Source organism: Arcanobacterium phocae (assembly GCF_018913465.1).
GTDB lineage: Bacteria > Actinomycetota > Actinomycetes > Actinomycetales > Actinomycetaceae > Arcanobacterium > Arcanobacterium phocae_A.
In genome coordinates this window covers 1-17180 of the sequence record NZ_JABAPM010000003.1, presented here as the reverse complement: position 1 = coordinate 17180, position 17180 = coordinate 1, and the positions used below count along the sequence as shown (strand labels likewise).

General features: G+C 47.9%; 16 protein-coding genes and 1 tRNA gene. 8 read left to right on the top strand and 9 right to left on the bottom strand.

Going from position 1 to position 17180, the window contains the following annotated elements:
- Window positions 1-13 precede the first annotated feature (13 nt).
- From topA to KSO86_RS04455, 8 genes are all read left to right on the top strand, one after another.
- Window positions 14-2740, top strand: coding sequence for a type I DNA topoisomerase (gene topA, locus KSO86_RS04490; RefSeq protein ID WP_216378412.1), 2727 nt, complete (start codon window positions 14-16; stop codon window positions 2738-2740).
- A 1-nt stretch (window position 2741) separates the two neighbouring features.
- Entirely contained in the window at window positions 2742-3407 is a 666-nt protein-coding gene (tmk, locus tag KSO86_RS04485; RefSeq protein ID WP_216378411.1) for a dTMP kinase, read from the top strand.
- 2 nt (window positions 3408-3409) lie between these two features.
- Window positions 3410-4609: a DNA polymerase III subunit delta' gene (locus KSO86_RS04480; protein WP_216378410.1), complete on the top strand. Its 1200-nt coding sequence runs from the start codon at window positions 3410-3412 to the stop codon at window positions 4607-4609.
- 26 nt (window positions 4610-4635) lie between these two features.
- Entirely contained in the window at window positions 4636-6204 is a 1569-nt protein-coding gene (locus tag KSO86_RS04475; protein ID WP_216378409.1) for an alpha/beta hydrolase, read from the top strand.
- 180 nt (window positions 6205-6384) lie between these two features.
- Window positions 6385-6457: transfer RNA gene (locus KSO86_RS04470), tRNA-Thr, on the top strand.
- A 335-nt stretch (window positions 6458-6792) separates the two neighbouring features.
- Window positions 6793-7386, top strand: a complete 594-nt coding sequence (locus KSO86_RS04465) for a Panacea domain-containing protein (RefSeq protein WP_216378408.1) — start codon at window positions 6793-6795, stop codon at window positions 7384-7386.
- Window positions 7383-7931, top strand: a complete 549-nt coding sequence (locus KSO86_RS04460) for an N-acetyltransferase (RefSeq protein WP_216378407.1) — start codon at window positions 7383-7385, stop codon at window positions 7929-7931. The genes KSO86_RS04465 and KSO86_RS04460 overlap by 4 nt, the downstream gene beginning before the upstream one ends.
- A 927-nt stretch (window positions 7932-8858) precedes the next feature.
- On the top strand, window positions 8859-9962 hold the full coding sequence (locus tag KSO86_RS04455) for an HIRAN domain-containing protein (protein ID WP_216378406.1): 1104 nt from the start codon (window positions 8859-8861) through the stop codon (window positions 9960-9962).
- A gap of 198 nt (window positions 9963-10160) precedes the next feature.
- Here KSO86_RS04455 and KSO86_RS04450 read toward each other — a convergent pair whose 3' ends face one another.
- From KSO86_RS04450 to KSO86_RS04410, 9 genes are all read right to left on the bottom strand, one after another.
- Complete coding sequence (locus KSO86_RS04450; protein WP_216378405.1) at window positions 10161-10718, bottom strand: hypothetical protein; 558 nt, start codon at window positions 10716-10718, stop codon at window positions 10161-10163.
- 1250 nt (window positions 10719-11968) lie between these two features.
- Entirely contained in the window at window positions 11969-13114 is a 1146-nt protein-coding gene (locus KSO86_RS04445) for a DUF3631 domain-containing protein (RefSeq protein ID WP_216378404.1), read from the bottom strand.
- Window positions 13108-13401, bottom strand: a complete 294-nt coding sequence (locus KSO86_RS04440; RefSeq protein WP_216378403.1) for a hypothetical protein — start codon at window positions 13399-13401, stop codon at window positions 13108-13110. The genes KSO86_RS04445 and KSO86_RS04440 overlap by 7 nt, the downstream gene beginning before the upstream one ends.
- Window positions 13398-13649 (bottom strand): hypothetical protein, encoded by a 252-nt coding sequence (locus tag KSO86_RS04435; RefSeq protein ID WP_216378402.1) that lies wholly within the window; start codon window positions 13647-13649, stop codon window positions 13398-13400. The genes KSO86_RS04440 and KSO86_RS04435 overlap by 4 nt, the downstream gene beginning before the upstream one ends.
- A complete protein-coding gene (locus KSO86_RS04430) occupies window positions 13646-13834 on the bottom strand; it encodes a hypothetical protein (protein WP_216378401.1) in 189 nt (62 codons plus the stop codon). The genes KSO86_RS04435 and KSO86_RS04430 overlap by 4 nt, the downstream gene beginning before the upstream one ends.
- On the bottom strand, window positions 13834-14031 hold the full coding sequence (locus KSO86_RS08670; protein WP_216378400.1) for a helix-turn-helix domain-containing protein: 198 nt from the start codon (window positions 14029-14031) through the stop codon (window positions 13834-13836). The genes KSO86_RS04430 and KSO86_RS08670 overlap by 1 nt, the downstream gene beginning before the upstream one ends.
- A gap of 160 nt (window positions 14032-14191) precedes the next feature.
- Complete coding sequence (locus KSO86_RS04420; RefSeq protein WP_216378399.1) at window positions 14192-15028, bottom strand: hypothetical protein; 837 nt, start codon at window positions 15026-15028, stop codon at window positions 14192-14194.
- Complete coding sequence (locus tag KSO86_RS04415) at window positions 15025-15351, bottom strand: hypothetical protein (RefSeq protein WP_216378398.1); 327 nt, start codon at window positions 15349-15351, stop codon at window positions 15025-15027. Before KSO86_RS04415 ends, KSO86_RS04420 begins: the two co-directional genes overlap by 4 nt.
- A 15-nt stretch (window positions 15352-15366) precedes the next feature.
- Window positions 15367-16650 (bottom strand): tyrosine-type recombinase/integrase, encoded by a 1284-nt coding sequence (locus tag KSO86_RS04410; protein WP_216378397.1) that lies wholly within the window; start codon window positions 16648-16650, stop codon window positions 15367-15369.
- Window positions 16651-17180: the final 530 nt, after the last annotated feature.

Sequence of the window (17180 nt, the reverse complement as noted above, 5' to 3'; positions counted from 1 at the left end):
ATAAGGATGTAACGTGACTAAGCTCGTGATTGTAGAGTCTCCTGCCAAGGCGCGCACTATCGCCAACTATTTGGGCGATGAGTACGATGTGACTGCCAGTATTGGACACATTCGTGATTTGCCGAAGCCGTCAGATCTGCCGGCGGACATGAAAAAGGGTCCATTCGGTAAGTTTGCAGTGAATGTGGAGAACAATTTCGAGCCGTATTATGTGGTGAACCCGGATAAGAAGAAGAAAGTCAGTGAACTCAAGGCGGCGTTGAAGAAGGCCGACGAACTCTGGCTCGCAACTGATGAGGACCGCGAGGGGGAAGCCATTGCTTGGCATCTGCTCGAAGTTCTTAAGCCGAAGATTCCGGTTAAGCGCATGGTGTTCCACGAAATTACTAAAGAGGCGATTCAGCGTGCGTTGGAGGCCACTCGTGATGTTGATACGAAGTTGGTTGACGCGCAAGAAACACGGCGAATTTTGGATCGCTTGGTGGGGTATGAAGTTTCGCCGTTGCTCTGGCGTAAAGTTGCGCCGAGTTTGTCTGCTGGGCGAGTCCAGTCAGTAACGACGCGGCTTATCGTTGAGCGCGAACGTGAGCGGATGGCTTTTGTTCCAGCCGGATACTGGGACGTTTCGGTTGATCTGCAAAAAGACAGTGAAGCTTTTTCTGCGAAACTTCTCGACGTCGACGGCGCTCGCGTTGCGGTCGGAAAAGATTTTAACGACGACGGCTCTCTCAAACCAAAGTCGGTAGCCGATGGCGTTCGCGTTCTCAATCAAGACGATGCCAAGACTATCGCGGATGCGTTAAGCCACGGTACGTCTCAGGTGGTACGGGTTGAGACGAAACCGTATCGTCGTCGTCCAGCAGCGCCGTTTACAACGTCAACGTTGCAGCAGGAAGCATCGCGTAAGCTACACATGAACTCACGCGATACGATGCGAGTGGCGCAGTCCTTGTATGAAAATGGTTTTATCACCTACATGCGTACCGATTCGGTGAATTTGTCGTCGCAAGCGGTGCAGGCCGCACGTTCCCAGATCAAAGAAATGTATGGGGCAGCCTCGTTACCGGACAAGCCACGGGCATATGCAACAAAGTCGAAGGGCGCGCAAGAAGCCCACGAAGCTATTCGCCCAGCTGGCGATTCGTTCCGTACCCCAGCGCAAGTTGCTAACCAGTTGCGTGGCCGCGAGTATGAACTCTACGAATTGATCTGGAAACGAACAGTTGCCTCGCAGATGGCAGACGCTACCGGTTCAACGGCGTCCGTTCGGATGGTTGCAGATCTAGGCGGTAATGGTGGCAACCAAGCACAGTTAGGTGCTTCGGGAACAATTATTACCTTCCCTGGTTTCATGGCTGCCTATGAAGAAGGCAAAGATAAGAAACGTTATGAAGAACAAGCCGAATCGCGATTGCCAGAGCTGAGCGAAGGCGAAAAGATCCATAATATTAGCTCGCAAGCTGGGGGTCACGAAACTGCGCCACCGCCACGCTACACTGAAGCTTCGTTGGTGAAAACCTTGGAAGAAAAAGGGATTGGTCGCCCATCAACTTATGCGGCAACAATTTCTACTATTACGGATCGTGGCTATGTGGATCGTAAAGGTCAAGCACTAGTGCCAACTTGGTTGGCGTTCGCAGTTATCCGTTTGCTCGAAGAGAACCTTCCTGATTTGGTGAACTATGACTTCACCGCGGATATGGAAGAGGATCTGGATAAGATCGCTGCCGGTAATGAAAACCCAGTGGAGTATTTGGGTAATTTCTATCGCGGTGATAACGGCAAGCAGGGCTTGCAAGCACAGGTTGATGGCTTGGGTGACATTGACGCTCGTGCAGTGAACACGATTGAAATCGGCGATTCCATCGCAGTGCGGGTGGGTCGCTATGGTCCATATTTGGAGCAGACGAATCCAGATGGAACACCCGGGAAACGCGCCTCAGTGCCAACTGATGTTTCGCCAGACGAGCTCACGGTTGAGCGTGCTCACGAGATTCTTGATACTGCTATGGCTGAAGATCGAGTTTTGGGTCAGAACGAGAAAGGCTGGGACGTCGTCGTCAAAGATGGCCGGTTTGGTCCGTATGTTTCAGAAGTTGTTCCCGACGACGCCGTGCAGCTCACTCCTACCGGGAAAATCTCGAAGGTTAAGCCGAAGCCAGCAACAGCATCGCTATTTAAGTCGATGGATCCGGAAACGGTGACGATTGATCAGGCGTTGCAGTTGTTGTCTTTGCCGCGTGAACTTGGTGAGTTAGACGATGAACCTGTGACGATTCACAATGGCCGGTTTGGTCCGTATATGAAGAAGGGGTCTGATTCGCGGTCGCTAGAATCTGAGGAACAAATCTTTACGATTACTCTCGATCAGGCCAAGGAGATTTTTGCTCAACCGAAGCAACGTGGAAAGCGTCAGGCGCAACCACCGTTAGCTGAGTTAGGTAAAGATCCGGTTTCGGGTGGAACAATTTTGCTGAAAGATGGCCGCTTCGGTCTTTACGTCACCGATGGTGAGACGAATGCGTCGTTGCCACGTTCTGAAGATCCGAACCAGATTACGGCGGAGCGGGCGCAGGATTTGCTTGTTCAGCGACGATTGAAGATTGCCGAGCAGGGCGGTCCGAAGAAGCGCAATGCCACTAAGCGGACTGTTAGTGGTGCCGGGAAGAAGAAGGCTACCGCGAAAAAGAAGACGGCTACTAAGGCGACGACGAAGAAATCGACGACGAAGAAGGCATAATATGGCTGGGTTGTTCATATCGTTCGAAGGTGGCGATGGTGCTGGTAAATCAACCCAAGTTCAGTTGCTGACTCGATGGTTAACTGAACAGGGGCATACCGTCGTCGTGACTCGGGAGCCGGGTGGAACTGAGCTAGGTGCACAGATTCGTCAACTGCTTTTATATGGTGGGGAAGTCAGTGCCCGTGCCGAAGCTCTGTTGTATGCTGCGGACCGGGCGCAAAACATGGATACAAAAATCGCGCCGGCACTTAGCCGGGGTGAGATCGTCATTACGGACCGATACCTGGATTCGTCAGTGGCCTATCAAGGTGCTGCGCGGGCACTAGGTAAAGATGAGGTGCGTGACTTATCGCTCTGGGCTGTCCAAGGGCGGATGCCGGACATAACCTTCTTGCTTGACGTGCCAGTAGAAACCGGCAAAGCCCGGGTTGGTGCGGAAAAAGATCGGCTCGAATCGGCTGGTGTGGCATTCCATCAACGAGTGCGCGAAGAGTTTTTGCAATTGGCACAGGCAGAGCCGCAACGGTGGATAGTAATTGATGGTACAGCGGAAATCGCAGAGATTGCTCAGCATATCCAAGGTGCAGTGGGGCGGATTTTAGCGATGAATAAATCTGAGAGCGAACGCCATGAAACTATGTCGGACCACTCCAGTAATATCTAAACATGACTATTTTCGATGGCTTAGTGGGGCAGGAAGTTGCAGTACATGAACTGCAACGGGCAGCCGATGCTGCTCGTAGTTCCCAGGCTCGGATAGCGGATACGAATGCGGAGCACGTTGCCGGCCAAGCAATGAGCCAAGCATGGCTGTTCACTGGGCCGCCCGGTTCTGGGAGATCGTTGGCCGCATTAAGTTTGGCTGGAGCATTATTGTGTACTGGCCCAGTGGCTGGTTGTGGGCAGTGTCCACAATGCCGGTCTGTGTTGGAACGTAATCATCCTGATGTCACCCTAGTCTCTACTGATCAGGTGACAATTAGTGCTGAGAACGTGCGGGAATACGTTGCTCGTTCCTATGTGGCTCCTACCAGTGGTGCTTGGCGCATTATTATCATCGAAGATGCCGATCGGATGCTTACTCGAACCACTAATGTGTTGTTGAAAGCAATTGAGGAACCGGGAGCTCGCACGGTATGGATGCTGTGCACTGCCGCGGCCGCCGATGTGTTGCCAACGATTCGCTCGCGGTGCCGCAATGTTAACCTCGTGACGCCGCACGCTTCTTTAGTTGCAGATCTACTTGTTCAGCGTGATGGAGTAGAGCCTAAACTTGCCCATGTTGCAGCGCGAGCAGCACAATCGCATATTGGTGTTGCACGCGCCTTAGCTACTGATCCGCAAGCAGCCGCGATCCGAACGAATACATTGAACGTATTAGCAAAAATAAAAGGCGTGGGAGATGCCGCTTTAGGAGCACATCTGCTTGCTGATACGGTTGCTATGCGCGGCGGGGAACTCACGAAAAAAGATCTCCAAGAAGAAGATAGTAAAGCATTAGAAGAACAACGCATGGCTGCGTTGGGGTTGGATGCAGGGTCTAAGATTCCGGCATCGGTACGTAGTCAAATAAAGGAGAGCGCGGAGGCAGCACGCCGTCGTCAAACCCGGCAAGAGCGCGATATTCTGGATCGGGAAATGGTGTATATGCTCGCGTTCTATCGTGACGTCTTGGTACAACAAATGGGTGCCAAAGTAGAACTGATCAACATTGATTATGAACAAGCAATCAATCGTATTGCTAGCAGTACTACAACTCAGATAACTCTGAGGAGGCTGGATCTTATTAGTCAAGGTCGAGCGCGACTTAAAGCAAATGTTCCATCGCAACTGGTGATGGAAAGTATTCTTGTTGGGCTTCGTTAAGCGGAATAAAATAGGTAGGGAACCACATGAAGAAACGTCTAACTGTCATCTTGAGTGCGGCCGTACTCCTACTGTCCAGTTGTTCTGGTGGTCTTTGGGGTCTTACTGGTGATGAGTCAGGGAAGTCGAAAAAAGCTGAACTCGCGGCAATCGATGCCCACGCCATTGAAGCTGAGATGCCGGAGATTCCAGCTGGACTTGAGCCATTTTATACGCAGGATGTTACCTGGAAAAAATGCGGTATCGGTTTAGATTGTGCCACGATTACGGTGCCGCTTAACTATGCTGATCCTACTGGGAAAACCATCGAGTTAGCACTCAAACGGCGTCATGCTGATGGAGATAAAATTGGCTCGTTGCTGGCAAATCCTGGTGGCCCAGGTGGTGGGGGCCAAGAAATGGCAGAAAGCGCATTCCAGTTCTTTTCTAAGCGGATCTTAGACAAGTTTGATGTGGTTGGGTTTGATCCGCGAGGAGTTGGTGATTCTACCCCGGTTGACTGTGTCTCTGATGCAGAGTTGGATAAGAGTCTTGCTACCGTGTACCCAGAAACTCCAGCTGGTAAAGCACAATCGCATGCCGATGAGAAGGATTTCGGCGAAAAATGTGCACAGAACTCCGGTGATTTGGTTGCCTATGTTGGTACCGAAGAAGCTGCCCGCGATATGGATGTTATTCGGCATATCGTTGGCGATCCGAAGCTCTACTATGTTGGCTTTTCCTATGGAACTAAGCTCGGTGGCATGTATGCGGAATTGTTCCCAACTCATGTAGGCCGATTGATTCTTGACGGTGCGGTCGATTCGGATGTGTCCGAGTTTGAGCAGCTGAAAGCACAACTTAAAGGATTTGAGCTGGCAACGAATAACTACATCGATGATTGCCTGAAACAAAAGTCGTGCCCATTTGACGGTACGCGTGATGAAGCTCGGGCAGAAATTCGTGCCATGTTTGATCATGCGCGAGAAACCCCGTTGCCCACTGCAGATGAAAACCGTCCTTTAACGCAGTCGGGTTTGCTTTATGGTTTTATTACGCCGCTTTATGATGATGCCTCGTGGCCAATCCTGACCCAAGCTATTGAAGAATATAAGAATGAAGGCACCGGAAATACATTCCAAGTCATGTTCGATGCTTATGTAGGACGCACTCCCAGCGGAACCTACTCCAACAACTCGATGGAAGCACACGCGGTCATTAATTGTGCCGATACTGTTGTCACAGATACTCCTGAAGATTGGGACCGACTAAGCGAAGAATTAGCGAAAGAGTCCCCACTATTTGGCGACATGATGGGCTACTCGCAAGGAACTTGTATGGCAATGCCTAAACCAGATCATCCAATTACGCAACGGTTTACTGCCTCGGGTTCGGATCCAATTGTTGTCGTAGGGACTGTGGGCGATCCAGCAACTCCGTATGATTGGGCGGTAGCTTTCGAAAAAGCATTTGAGAATGCGGTACTCGTGACGTGGGAGGGCGAAGGCCATACCGCATACGGTCGAGCATCTGGTACTTGTGTCAAGGACGCACTGGATGCATACCTACTCAATGGCACTGTGCCTAAAGACGGACTACGCTGTCCAGCGAAATAGTGGCTCGTGTTAGTGTACGTGGGTGGGAAGAACCAAGTTCCTCCCACCCACTAATTATTCATGTGATTTATGACGGAATGTTGGCGAACTAGCGATAATCAGTTGTGCTGGACGGTGATATTCAGTTACATTGTTAGAGCTGTAAAAGCAGACGGTTCGAAAGTTAAATCATTTCGATCCGCCGCCTTAGCTCAGTCGGTAGAGCGTCTCACTCGTAATGAGAAGGTCGTGGGTTCGATTCCCACAGGCGGCTCAAGTAGTTCCCCCTGATATATCAACGAAAAGTTGAAATCAGCGGGTTTCTTTTTAGGGCTTCGTGGGACGTATGTGGGACAAGGAAAGCTTAACAGTCATCATATTTAGCCTTGGTGGCAACCGCTCAATATAAAGGTTGAAAGTTTTAATCCCATTTTCGATAGGGCGTATATCGGTAAATAGGCAGAAATAGAGGGAGTCTTTTTGTTTTAACTGCTTATTACTCGATATTAGTGCGTGATTGTCGATACAATTTAATAGCAGGTATGGAAAAGCAAGTATAGTTAGGAACAGATTTTACATATTCTTTATGCTGGTGGAGGTGTTGTTGGTATGCAGAAGTCAGTTTTTATGGTTGCTTCAGATCTGTTTAGGCTCTCAGACGTAGACGAGATCCATCCAGTAAAGCTCCAGAAGCTTGTGTATTATGCTTTTGGCTGGTATGCAAAGTTAACGAGTAGAGCATTGTTCGGGCAGAAATTCTATGCTATGAAGCACGGGCCTGTTGTTGGTGAACTGTTGACAGCACATATGAAGAAAACAAGCGTGAGCCGTGAATTAATGGAGTCCGCTAGTGATGCGTTTGGAGACAGTCCACAGGATGCGGATCCATTTTACGATGCAGTATTAAACGCGGTTCTTGATTTTTATGGAAAATTTGATACGTGGAGTTTACGAGATAAGTCCCATGAAGAACAAGTTTGGATTGAGGCTTGGGGTAAACGAACGGGTGAGCGTAGTGAGATATTGGCAGAAGATATTATAGATTATTTTCTTTTGCGTACTGATACTCCTGAAGAGTTACTAAAGAAATTGCCAGAATCACAGGTTACGTACCTTAGTTCGGATCATTTTGATTTTCTAGAAAGGATGGATTGGGAGTTTCCTGAAAGTTTTGTTCGTTCGATTCGAAAGGCTTTGAAGTGATAACCCTTGGGGGGTATGAAATTCGACCTATAGATGCGGATCATTTCCTTAACGATTTTACATGTGGATATGACGACAATAGATTAGGGGATTGGTTAAGCAACCGGGCTTTCGAAGAAGATCAAAAAAACTTATCACGTGTTTGGATAATGTCTGAGGTTGCTACTCCAGGTGTTCCTGTTGGCTATTTTTCACTTAGTGAACATTTAGTGTTGGGAAGTTCGCTCACGAAGAAGTTGAGGGATGGTATTTCTGAATCACGTCAACATCCGGCTCGTCTTTTAGGTAAATTTGCTCTTCATGTTGAGAATCAGAAGCGGGGCTTGGGTAGATTTTTGATGTTAGGTGCATTTCAAGCACATCTCTTAGCGAACAAATATAGTGCTGCTCGATTTTTAGTACTCCATGTTAGGAATGAGCCGTTAATTGAATACTATAAGAGGTATGGGTTTAAGTTGGTTAATGATAGCAGTTCTCAGGAAAACTTCATGTGTATTCCAACTGCTGTGATTAAAGAAATTGTAGATAATATTTTAGCGGATTAATTGTTTTTAATCGAAATTTAGACTTTTTATTGGGAGCGATGCTAACGAATTCTGTTTATGGAGTTTAGTGATTCATAGGGCATATCATTATGCTGTCCATATTAGGGCGAATACGGTAGGGGAGAATATGTCCCCGCCAGTAATTCGCGAGCGTGCCACAATCTTTTCAACACGTTCCTTAACCAAACATTCATGTTTGCTTTAAGTGTTTGTGCGCGTTCGTTACAGCGTCATTGTGTGCTTCTCGGGTACTAACGTATGGCAGTGTCGCACGGTAGCAGGTCTACTTTTCGTTTATGCAAGGCTTATGTGCTTGCGTTTGGTCTCTAAGACGTCCACAGTATAGACACCGTTTAAGAGGTGGCAGATCGTGCCAATGGTTATGGCCTCTACAGTAAGGAAAACATACGCCACAACAGACACGCGTTCAGGCTTGCCGTCGGCTGTGAGGTAGGTTTGCCGCTAAACCCCACCCGATACCCCTAACTATGCTCCACATGACCGCTACGCGTATAGGCGCTGTCAGTCTGTACGGGTTTTAGACTTTTCGTTGTGTTTTCAGCGGGGGGGGGATATATCGCTACGCTGTGCCTGTAAGGCGAACCGGGAGGGGAGGGGTCAGGTATCCCAGGGTATATGGTTTGTGTATGTATTTGTTGTATTTTCTAGACGGATTACTTTCTCCGTGTTTAAGATGGTTTTCTTAGTCGTCCTTCTTAACATGTGTAGCGGTAGATAGCGGAAATCAGCTGAGAAATGTGCTGATCGGTAGTGCGAAACTTTTGATAAATGCAGAACAACATGAATGTGTGGAAACTTCCATATCGGTGCTGACGTGAGTTAGCTACGGATAGCTGGATCGCCAAAGCTTATTAACGAAGACTACACTTTAATAATGCTTAACAAGGAAACTAGGAAGGAAAACGCATGAAAGATATTCAACGGCGAGGACCCGCAGTAATGGCGATTATATGCATAATTACTGCAATAGTTGGTCCTTTCACGGACAATAACAGGAATAGTGCAGCAACTTTTTTTACTTCCGTATTTCTTATAGTAGGAGCAATATATTTATGGAACATAGCTAAAAAACCTCCCAAAGAAACTACTTCAAAAACCGCAATCACTACCACAAACACGGACTACGAAAAAGAGAAAATAGAGATATCCCCTTCGACTCCTTCTCTTTCAAATTTTTTAAAAGAAAAACCCCTAGAACTATGGGGGAAGCTCCCGATCGGTATCGAGGCCGTCGGAGAGTATTACTATCAAAGCGCATACAAACAAATATTTAAAAACAACCCAAGTTTCAGTTCATATGAAGGCTTGACAGTTCACGTATCTGTATTACTCGTTCCTGAACCAGACAACAAGTATGATCCGAATGCTGTCGCAGTAGTATATGAGGAACGACGCATTGCTTACATGCCAGCAGAGGAAGCAAAAAAATACCATCGACCTATTGCGAAACTAGGAGCGCCACTTGCCGTTCCTGGACGGATTTGGACACAGAAAGATGGGAAAGATGTGCATTCGCGTGTAACGTTCCGTGTTCCATCCCCGCAAAACATTAGCGGCACACTACTTTCTTTCGCCGATGATGAAATAGAATTACCTTTAGGTGCGCGCATGCATGTTATTGGCGAAGAGCATTTTATGGATGTATTGCGTAAATATGCGCCTGAAAATGGTGAGCGTTGCGTCTTAGCTCGTCTTGAAAAATCCATTGATTTCCGTCCAAAGTCTGCGCGCGAGCGTGTAGATGTATTTATAGGTAAAGAGCGTATTGGGTGGCTTTCTGATACCCAGTCGACTAATATGCTTCCACTTGTCGATTTCCTTGAAAAGCACGGTCGAGTTGGCGTGGCTCGAGCTACTATCGGTGGTTCAGTGTTAAAAGTTGAGGCATTTTTGTATGTGGCACGTGCGAGTGAGGTTTCTTCTGAATGGGTGGCTGATATTGAGCGGTTACCTTCAGTGAAGAAATCCCCTACAGAACAAGAACTTCGAGAGCAAGACTGGGAATGGTAATACTATCTTCAGATGTTTTCCTTAAGTTCTGTAAGAAAAATTAGGTTTTGGAATAGAGAATTAAACACGGACACATTTCTGCGATAGCCGACGAGTTGGGTGTAACCTGCTGGATCGTCAAAGCGTACCAGGCACAATTAGCCAAATAAAAAGACGGGCACAAGGGAAACCCCTCATGCCCGCCAAAGCAACAGTTAATTAACGAGTGTAGATAATATCTTCATGTCCGAAGTCATGCGAACGGATTTGGATAATAACATCATCAGGATCCGTGAAAGAGAACGCTTGCTCCCAAGTCACACTCTTGCCAGGTAGGACTACAGTATTAGGCATGTTTAACAACCCGTTTTCAGAATCGAAAATTTGTGAGGCCTCTCTGCCTCCTGATGAAGCCGTTATCTGTAAGTAAGTGGGGTCAAAATTCTTTTCGGTACCGTTTTCGACAACAAATTGTAGCCGGTGTGGGGTGCCATTATCGACACCCGCCGAGTCTTTACCTGGTGCGTATTCTCCTTGATCTGTGACAGTTATCTTAAGACCATCAGGGTAAGTTACAGTATCACCGATCTTAGGGTTAGTGTCCACTTTGTCATGTGAGCTTTCTTCGTTAGAGCTCTTCTCGTGAGTTGTTTCCCCTTGTTGTGAAGATGTAGCCGCATTAGTTGGCTCTGTTTTTTCTGCCTTCTGCGTACCACACGCGGTTAGTGCGAATGGCATTGAGAAAGCGATCATTGTTGCGATGATTTTCTTTTTCATGTGAATGATTGTATAACGAAAATTATAGGCCTGTGGCGGTTTTATGCTCACATGGGCGCATATAAAAATAGCCCCAGCAAGCAATCGTGCCTGCTGGGGGCTTTATTTTTTCTAATCATAGACACAACAGTTGAAATTTAGAGCGGTGAAGATGTTGAGTCAATTATCAGGTCCGCGAGCACTGTTGCCGGATCGTTCTGGGTTTGTTCGCACCATCTAAGGAACTCAATCAGGTTCATGTTCAGTAAAGTTTCAGTGTTCATAGTTCTAACCTTTAACACTGCTGAACCGTTGCGTGTCTGCCAGGTATGCACGGCTATGAGCTAACCGCTAGTTAGGGGGCACTATCCCCTCCTCTCCCCATGCCATTCCTCCAAGCGGCATAGGGAAATCTCTCCCCACTATTTTTTCCACAAACACGCGCGCAGTGGTGAAACGCCACCCCATCACAAACACATGCACGCTGCGCCGTGAGCTACACACTCACACACCCCGCGAGGCCATGACCGGGCGACGTGTGTGGGGACTGTTTGGATATGTAAACATCAGTGGGAACATCAAGCGAGAATGAACATTTAACCTTGATAAAACAACGTTTCTTATCGTCGGAAACAGATCGACGTTTACACGCTAGTAACACTGCGGCATGAAACTAAACCACATCAACACGTCGATAATAAAGCGCTCGCGAGCGCGTGGAAACAGTTTGTTAGACGTTCATATAAGGCGGTCTGGTTGGGTGTTTAACGCATGTAATTAAGTGCGTTTAGATAGCTGTTTTCGTGCCATAAACGCGTGTTTAGGGTGGGGGTAGGCTCCCTTACTTGTTTTGTGTTTAACCGCCGGATACTAGCTTCAAGCGAGCGAGCGGCAAAAGTTCTGTTTTTTATCAAGCATGGTGGGTTTATGTCGTAGCGTCAACGATTATGCCTAGGTTTAGGGTTGAGCGGTTTTGTAGGGAGGGTGTGAGGCTCTGACACTTTCTGTCACTTTGGCTTTTGAATGTGACAGGTTACTTTTCGTTGCTAGCATAGCGTTTCTGACACTTTGACGGTTCTGTCACTTACTCTAAGGTTCTAGGGTGTGGGTCTGTTTCGAGGTTTATTGATCTGTTGCCTAGCTAGTGTGTGAGTAGTGGTCGTACCTTTGAGGGGGTTCTCCTATGTGTCAGATGTGTCAAAGTGTCAGAAACGTTGATATGCCAGTGAAATCTCTACTGTCACTATTGTGGAGCAATGTGTCAGTAAGTGTCAGACGCGGTTATCTTCGTGCATTGGTGGTGTGAGGTAGCGCGCGAACACGTCCTCAAGATCGATACGCTTATAGCCGCGTTGGTTGCCATCTTTGCTCCTTGTAGGGTTCACTCCATAAGGTTTGAGAAGCGTGGCTAGTTTTCGTGTGGAGAGTCCTACCTCTCTCCATAGACCGTCCTCCTTGGAAATGAGTAGCTGCTGCAGTTTGGTGCTAGAGATAAAGTCGGACTGTTGCCATTCTGTGAGGTTTCGTACGTCCTCCAGTAGTTTGATTCCGTCTGACTCGTTATCGCTACTTATTTCTTGTGCTCGTTTAGTGATGTGCACCGCGGCTTGCCGTGCTTTGTCTGCCCATTTTTGACCGAACAGGTCAGCTACAGCAATAAGGGGTGTCCACACGTCTGCGGCTCTGTCTGTAAGTGGCGTATCGGGTTGTGCTCCTACTAGCTCGCCTGCGTATTGTTCCATCTGTTCTCCTAAGCGTACGCCCAATTGTTCGAGCTCTTTAGCTTCGACTGAGAGCCGGAATTGTTCTACTGTCTCATCGTAACGTCGTCGTCGTAGTCTGATCGGTATTGAGCGGTCGGCTATCGTGTCAGGTAGGTTGCCGATAGCGGCGATAACCACGGGTGCAAACACACTGAATTCTTCCAGCCCGTCTGTTGCACTGAGATTGACGCGGGTTACTGTGCCATTCTTTTGAAATCCTGCGTTTAGTAATCCGCGTAATTCTTCGCTACGTTCGTTCGCCATTTTCGCGTTAAAAACGGTGTCTACCTCATCGAACAGAATTGTTACTCCTGGTCGTGACTGTATAACCCGATAGAGTGCTGAGGGCGATATGTTCGCTGTCATCTGCGGTGAATGCACTAGTGTTTGGATCACCTCAAGAGTTCGTGTCTTGCCAGAACGTTTTTCGGCTGAGGTCAGCATGAGACGCGGTGCGAAATCAAACTCGCCACTGACATACGTGTATGCGCAATATAATGCGATAGCCGTGTAGTCGTGAGCATGAGGCAACACGATAAACCTATGAAGCTGTTGGACAATATCATCTAAGATAGTGGTCTCAAACTGGTTCACGTTATTGATCGGTAACTGGTCGAACATGCCACGGTATTGAGGTGTAGATGTGTTCACCATGCTTGATCCTCCTCACGCTTGCGTGAGTCCTGCGCGTTTCTTCGAGCGTCCGCGGCTATAGCGTCGATTCGATAAGCAGACACACCTTTTTCTGAGAGCCGTCCACATAGTTCCCATTCCAAATACTCAAGAATGGGGAATGACTCAGGGTAACGATAAAGCAGATAAAACACTTTCAGCGCTTTGTCCTCAGCGTCTTGAGGATCGTATGCACGTAATAATGCGTCTTTAGCTTTGAGGTAATCAGCAGCCAACTGTCCGCGCCGGCCAAGAATAGCAATAGTCATGCGTGCACCTCCAGCCCATACCATGTGGCTACCGCGTTTAAGAGTGCGTGGCCTAAACTGCGCCCGGTGGCCGGGTCAATATCGACGACGACACCATTAACACGCACCCTTATTGGCTCGTACTGGTTTGAGGTAATAGCAACCATGCCATGAGGCGCGCTTGTGGGGTCTACATGTGCGTTATTCGCGAGCGCATGAGGTAGAATATGGGTAGACCATTTAGTCCCCTCTAGGTGGTCTTTTTTCATGCCACATCACCACCCATTACCAGATAGTCAGGCAGTAGATCGCCCAACATGTTATAGACGGCTTGGGCTTGCTCCCACGTTAAGACCATCTGCTGGTTATCGACCTCTAGGGTTGCATCGTGTGCGCCCGCGGTTACTGAGGCGATTTCACGCGTGTCTTTGTTGGGTACTAGTGTGAGGCTCATTAGTTCACCTCCTTGCCGTTGAGCGCGGCGGGGGTGAGCGCGTCTAGTGGTATGCGGATAACGCGGCCTACTTTGACGTGGGGTAGTTTGTTGGCGTAGATCATGCGCCGGATAGTGTCGGGGTGAACGTCGAGGCAGTGCGCGGCACCATTAATAGTTGTATATGAGACGTTCGGGTGTTCAATAACCGTAGTCATTGTCAAGTCGTCCTATCTACCGTGATGGCACGGCGATTAAAGGCCACCGGAATGGCCTGATAGAAAACTTGAACGCTACCGGTTGATAGTCAAGGCCTCACGATCTTCGCATAGATACCTTACGAAGATAAGGACTGAATGAGCTTATGCCCATCTATTTTTAATTTAGCATAAATGGGCGTATCGGCAACTCTTTTAAGCCTACTTTTCTTGCTTGTTCAGCTTTACCTATGACTTCTTGTGGGGAGAATCTAAAACGATTGCCGCAGGCACTGCAGCTTACAGCTCCATGATAGTTTTTGAGTTCTAACTCAAAGGCGTATTTTCCACCAGTCGGATCAGTACCCGTCACGGTAATGGGAAGGTTAAACCCATAGAAACTCTTTGTAAATAACGATTCCCCCAATACTCTGGGAGACTCTAGTATGCGAAGCATGTGGACGCTTGTTTCTTTGGGTTCGATAAAACCGTCGTTCCAGTATTTGTGGAGTTCTTCCGATGTTCCAAAACTTGCGCCGTCTGGCGCGTACATGCGGCCATAATGCTCGACAACGAACTTTTTCGTTTCCGGCCAGTTTTTCATGGAGAATACTTGTGTTAGTCCGTTCAAAAGGCGCTGGTGAGTATCGTTCAGGGGTTTGATTAGAGTCTCAGTTCCCTCGATCCAAAAAGACACAACGTTACTTTTACTGTAATTGATAGAACGATATACGGCAGTAATGAACTGTCGAGTTTGTAGGGAGAACTGATCTTTTCTCAGACCATTTAGGCTTTGGCTACCTGGCTTGAAATAAGGCACGATAATAGGAGGGAGTGGCTCGGGGAAAAGCGTTGTGTTTCTTTCTATGTAACGATCGGCTTGATAATCGTACTCCATGTAAGGCACTGAGCCACCGTGAACATCGAACAGTACATTTGCTATGTAAAACCGGGGTTTATTTATTTGGCTGGACGCATGATCGCAATATAAGCTAACGCAATTTTCTGTAACGCTCATGCGAGCCCTCCTGCTGTGATGACTGTTGTGGTTTTGAGGAACATAGCGGCCTGTGAAACATCCTCAGCATGTTTTATTAAATAGTCGCCGTCTAAACTCTCCCCATTGTCTATTGTGATATCCACAGGGCATAGCTCCCCACCGTTACTGCTTGCGTGTGCCACATACCCTAAGACAATGAGGCCAAAATATTTAAGCCAGCAAACATTGTGCGCGTGACCGTCAGGACAACGGGTGTCAGCATTGTAGTTATATTCGTCAAGGTTATCTGGCAGTAGTGCGCGTAGTTCTTCGCGTGGCTGTGTTGGTTCTGTCGTCGTCATAATAGAGTTCCTTTCTTATTTAGCCTGCTGACTTGTAGTGTTGTTCTGGTTTTCGTGTTCTCTGCGTTTAACGTCAAGTGAGGCCACTTTGTCCCGCTCCTCATAGGCTCTACTTATCACGAGCGCCGCGGCGTTGAGTCCGTCAAGGTTGGCTAGCCTGTAGCGTTCCTGCATAGCTTCATCAGTGTGGCCGGAAATGGTTTGGGAAATATGTGGCGGTATTTGTTGCTCGCTCATGGCTGTAATAGCTGTGCGGCGTAGATCGTGCGGGTGGACTTTCCCTAGTCCTAAACTTTCTGCCGCACGCTCCACACAATGCCTATATGTAGTGTCAGGTATGACCGTGGAGGGTTTGCCTACAGAATGGAATAACAGGCCGTTAGGTCTTGTTTCTTGCACTAGCTTCCATAGTTCAGGGATCAGCACGGGAGGGACAATAAAACTACGTATGCCCGCGGCGGTTTTCGGTTCTCCAAAACGTAGCGCGCTACCCTCTCCAGTAACATTGCGTCGCACATGAATAGCCATGCTGGTTGGTTCGCCTTTAGGGTTGGTAGTCAATACCTCTACGTCGCTTGCTCGTAATGCGCGGGCTTCTCCAGATCGCAACCCTACTAGTCCAGACAATCGCACTAGCACGGATAGGTAAGGGGCAACCGTGTTGGCTAAATCGTCTAACTGTTTTAGGGTTAATGCTTGCCGTGGCCGTGTTTGAACTTTCATGCCTTTAGGTGGTTTCGGTGGTCGTACCTCTTGAAACATTCCAGCAACATAAGGCGACACATCGACTACCTCAAATAGCACGGCACTACGGAAGATAGTGCCCAACAGGTCTGCGGCGCTTTTACGTGTGCGTGGCCTACCCGGCGCCACTACCTCTAACCATGCCCGCACGTCGGCGCGAGTAATAGAACGTATCGGCATGTGCTTAAACGTTGGCAGTATATGCAGATCAAGCAATGAATCATATTTATGTTTCGTCGTCGGGCGTAACTCTCTACTATCTATCCAGCGTTGTGCGAACTCTCCAAACGTGTACGCGTCTTTCTTTGCTTGCTGTTCTGCTTCTCTGCGCTCGCGGTCTAGTTGTTCGGGCGATTTCCACACGCCACGTTCAATGTCTGCCTTTACTTGTGTGAGCCATGAACGTGCCGCGGTCTTGGTCGTGAATGTGGTGGGAGCGTTTACCCAATTCCGTGTGCCGTCGTTTTTGTGTGGCTGGTTTGGGTTGATAAATCTAGCTCGATAACGGCCACTTTTTAATTGCTCGATGTTTCCAAAATCGCGCCGTAATGCCATTTACTGCCTCTTTTTTGTGGGACGTATGTGGGACTAGTGAACTATAGTTAAGCATACTACAGCATAATTAGGCGTAGATAGTGGAAAGTAGAAAACACTGCTACCTCAACGAAAACACGGGAAAATGGCACTAGCTCAACAGGCCGTTAAAATCGTCCCTGTGAGTTCGATTCACACAGGCGGATCCACGAGTTCCCCCCCGGAATTTCAATAGAAATTTGGTTCCAGGGTTTTGATTATAGTGCAATGAAAATATAGGTGTATTACGAGAATAAAAGCTCTACTTAGTGTGGGTAATCGTGCGAACCTGTGATTTTTCCGTGACTTTGGTATCGGTAAATTGTGTGTTTTGTTTAGGCATCATTTCAGTGACAGACAGTTGTGGATAAAACAGTAAGTGTTGAAGAGAATCCTAAGAACATGTGGTTTTATAAGCTTCCCAAAATCTGTGATGGGGGTTACGTTGGTTTGGTTTGACGTGGGGGTGGTTGGTGGGTAAAGTATTTATCTGTTGCGAGGCGCTGGTCTGG